3 protein-coding genes are annotated in these 3,495 nt (G+C 70.5%); 2 read left to right on the top strand and 1 reads right to left on the bottom strand.

The features are described 5' to 3' along the window. Window positions 1-133: 133 nt before the first annotated feature. Window positions 134-1,744 (bottom strand): DHA2 family efflux MFS transporter permease subunit, encoded by a 1,611-nt coding sequence (locus ACWDVW_RS32515; RefSeq protein ID WP_350693294.1) that lies wholly within the window; start codon window positions 1,742-1,744, stop codon window positions 134-136. Between the two features lie 277 nt (window positions 1,745-2,021). Between ACWDVW_RS32515 and ACWDVW_RS32510 the strand changes: the two genes are divergently transcribed. Together ACWDVW_RS32510 and ACWDVW_RS32505 are read left to right on the top strand one after the other, a co-directional pair. Further along, a complete protein-coding gene (locus ACWDVW_RS32510; RefSeq protein ID WP_396740274.1) occupies window positions 2,022-2,372 on the top strand; it encodes a PadR family transcriptional regulator in 351 nt (116 codons plus the stop codon). Continuing rightward, window positions 2,369-3,388 carry a hypothetical protein gene (locus ACWDVW_RS32505; RefSeq protein ID WP_449956795.1) on the top strand — a complete coding sequence of 340 codons (1,020 nt, stop codon included), beginning with the start codon at window positions 2,369-2,371 and terminating at the stop codon, window positions 3,386-3,388. Before ACWDVW_RS32510 ends, ACWDVW_RS32505 begins: the two co-directional genes overlap by 4 nt. Window positions 3,389-3,495 lie beyond the last annotated feature (107 nt).

Here is a 3,495-nt window from a genome sequence, read left to right as displayed (position 1 = left end):
CGTGTTGGCGATGCCGCCATAGCTGAGCGCATGAATGTCCTCCACAGTGATCGGGTGGATCTAGTCCGTCACCTAAGCACAGGTCAGGGCCGGTACCAGCGGTCTCGAATGGGTCAGCGGTGACCCGGTGCGCTCAGTGCACGATGACCGGGGCCCGGGGCGCCTCGCCCGGCTGCTCCCCCGGCTGGTCGTCCAGCAGGTGCGACCGCTCCCGCCGCCTGGGCAGGAACGCGGCCGGGATGAACGTCGCCGCCACCAGGGCGAACGCCACCCAGAAGGTGGTCGCGAACGAGTTGGCGGCGAAGTCGAGACCGCGCTCGATGATCGACGGGTCGGGCACCTGCTGGGCCAGTTCCGGCCGCTGCTGGGCGGCGATCGCCAACCCGGCCTCGGTGACCGGCTCGCCGTTCGGGCCGGTCAGGCCCGGGATCGGCTGGGACTTGTTGAACTCGTTGGTGAGGATCACCGACATCACCGCCGCGCCGACCGAACCGCCGATCTGCTGGAGGATGTTCACCAGCGTGGAGCCTCGCGCGACCTCGTGCCCGGTCAGCGTCTTCAACGCCGAGGTCATGATCGGCATCATCGTGCCGCCCATGCCCAGGCCCATCACGAACAGCGAGCCGCAGAGCAGCACGTACGAGGTGTCCGCGTCGAGCTGGGTGAAGGTGAAGAACCCGGCGAGGATCAGCGCCAACGCGAACGGCACCGTCCGGCCGACCGGCACCTTGTCGGCGAGCATGCCGGCGATCGGCATGGTGACCATCGCGCCGAGGCCCTGCGGTGCCATCAGCAGACCGGCGTGCAGCGTCGACTCACCGCGCACCTGGAGGAAGTAGCTGGGGAAGAGCAGCCCGGCGCCCATGAACGCGATGATGAAGACGAACATGGTCACCGCCGCGACGGTCAGCCGGCGGTTGCTGAACAGCCGCAGGTCGAGCAGCGGGTGCTTGGGCTTGAAGGAGTAGAACACGAACGCCACCACCAGCACGGCGCCGACCAGCATCGGGCCCCAGACCTCCGGCTCGGCGAAGGTGCCGGTCTCGGGCAGCGTGGAGACGCCGTAGAGGAAGAGGGCCAGACCCGGCGAGAGCATCAGCATGCCGACGAAGTCGAACGACTGGGAAGGCTGTGCGGCGTCCTTCGGCAGCGCAAGCTGGGCGTAGACCAGCGCGACCACACCGATCGGCAGGTTGATCAGGAAGATCCAGTGCCAGCTCGCCACGTCGATCAGCCAGCCGCCGAGGATCGGGCCGCTGATCGGGCCGAGCAGCATCGGGATGCCGAGCACGGCCATCAACCGGCCGATCCGGTTCGGGCCGGCCGCCCGGGTCATGATCGCCATGCCGATCGGCATGAGCATGCCGCCGCCGAGCCCCTGGAGCACCCGGTACCCGATGAGCTGCCCGATGGTGTCCGCGGTGGCGCAGAGGCCGGACCCGATGGTGAACAGCGCCAACGCGATCATGTAGAGGCGTTTGGTGCCGAACCGGTCGGCCGCCCATCCGCTGAGCGGGATGACCGTGGCCAGTGCCAGTGTGTAACCGGTCATCGTCCACGCGACGCGGGCGTACGAGGCATCGAACTCGCTCTGGAAGGTCGGCAGCGCGACGCTGACCACCGTCACGTCGAGGATCGACATGATCGCACCGAGCACGACGACGCCAGCCACCTTGAGCACCGCGGCGTCGAGTTTGTCCGATGTCGGGACAGGTTGCGGTGCCGCGACAGATTGCTGTGCCACGAAGTCTCCTGTTGTCGGATCTGACCGAAGGACGAGCGGTGGTGGCCGACGCGGTGCCGATGGACCGGCCCGACGTGCGGAAGGGGCGATGCCCGCAGCGCAGATTAGCCCCCACCGCCGACACTCCGCCGCCCGTTTAGCGGCCGGCAGACCGGTGTTCCTCGTCACCGCCCGGTCCCGCGACTACTTGCCGAATCCAACTAGTCTGAGATAGAACTAGTTGGGCTGACGGAATACCCTCCCGAAGCGACTAGTTCGGAAGGCGGTGCAACGAACGATGGGTGCCACAGTCGACCCGGCGACAGGTTGGCTCCGCGCGAGCCTGGGGCTGGCCGTCCTGGCCGTTCTCACCGAGGGCGAACGGCACGGCTACGCCCTCGCGCAGCGACTGGCCGATCACGGCCTCGACGCCGTACGCGGTGGCGCGCTCTATCCGGTGCTGGGCCGGCTGGAGGCCGACGGGGCGGTGTGCTCCGACTGGCTGCCCGGCGAACGCGGGCCCGGACGCAAGGCCTACTCGATCACCACGGCGGGCCGGCAACGCCTGGCGGAGGAGCGCGCCCGCTGGGGCGAGTTCACCGCGGCGTTCGACCGACTCCTGACCGCAACCGGAGAGGACACGAGATGACGGAGCCGTTCGAGCGTTGGGAGTTGCCGACCCGGCTCGCCCTCAGCGACCAGGGCGTCGGCCACCACCTGGCGAACCCGATCATCGCGGACGTCCGTACCCATTGCGAACTCAGCGGCCAGAGCCCGTACGACGCCTTCGGCGACCCGGAGGAGTTCGCCCTGACCGCGGCCGCCGAACAACCGGCACACCTGCGGGAGAACGTGGACCGCAACGGCATGCTCCCGGCCGACTACCTGAGCGGCTCGGTCTTCGCCCTGGTCGTGCTGGGCCTGGGCGCCACGATCTTCTACGCAGTCCTGGAAGGGACCCTCACCTTCACCACCACACCCGCCGGCCTGGCCGGGTTGATCATGGTCTGCCTGGGCTTCACCGCCTGCGCCGTCCCCAACGCCCTACGCGCCGCCGGGCGCCCACAGCTCGCCAACTGGTCGTTCGCGCTGGTCGGCCTCTTCGTCGTGCTGGGCGCGCTGAGCTTCGTACTCCTGCCCAAGGAACCGGTCGCCCGCATCCCGGTGCTCGGCATCGTCGTGGTCGCGCTGCTCCTGCTCTGGCTGATGACCCGGCAGCCGGCCGCGCCGAAGCAGCCGGTCGACTACGTCCCGCCCACCCCGCGCACCGCACCCGACGACGACCCCGACGCCTGGTACCGCCGCCTGTCCGGCCTGCTGGTCGGTCGCTACGACCTCGCGCCCGACCGCGCCACCGACCTGGCCCGCGAGGCCCGCGACCATCTCACCGCCGCCGGCGGCACCCCCACCGCCGAGTTCGGCCCGGTCGAGGAGTACGCCCGCGACCTCGCCGAGCACGAGCCGCAGCGACGCGTACCCTTCTGGCGCACCACCGGCGCGGAGCTGGTCGCCGCCCTGGTCGCCGTCCAGCTCGGCATCGCCGCCTTCTTCGCCTGGACCGACGAGGGTCACCTCTGGGCCGCGTACGGCGTCGCCCTGCCCGGCACCGTACTCGCCTTCGGTGCCGCCGTCCGACTGGCCCTGCGCCTGCTCAAGCGCCACTGACCCGGCCGTCCGACGTCCGCTCGCCGCCCCGCCCGGCGGCGCGGGCCCCCACCCCCCCCCCCCCCCCCCCCCCCCCCCCCCCCGGGGTTGGTGTGTCCCCCCCGGGC

The sequence above is a fragment of the Micromonospora sp. NPDC003241 genome (assembly GCF_053589795.1).
This window is presented reverse-complemented; position numbering and strand designations above follow the sequence as displayed.

What these genes read in the sequence shown, in the direction of transcription:
- ACWDVW_RS32510 (WP_396740274.1), top strand. Translation starts at nt 2,022, where the DNA reads ATGGGTGCCACAGTCGACCCGGCGACAGGTTGGCTCCGCGCGAGCCTG.
- ACWDVW_RS32505 (WP_449956795.1), top strand. Translation starts at nt 2,369, where the DNA reads ATGACGGAGCCGTTCGAGCGTTGGGAGTTGCCGACCCGGCTCGCCCTC.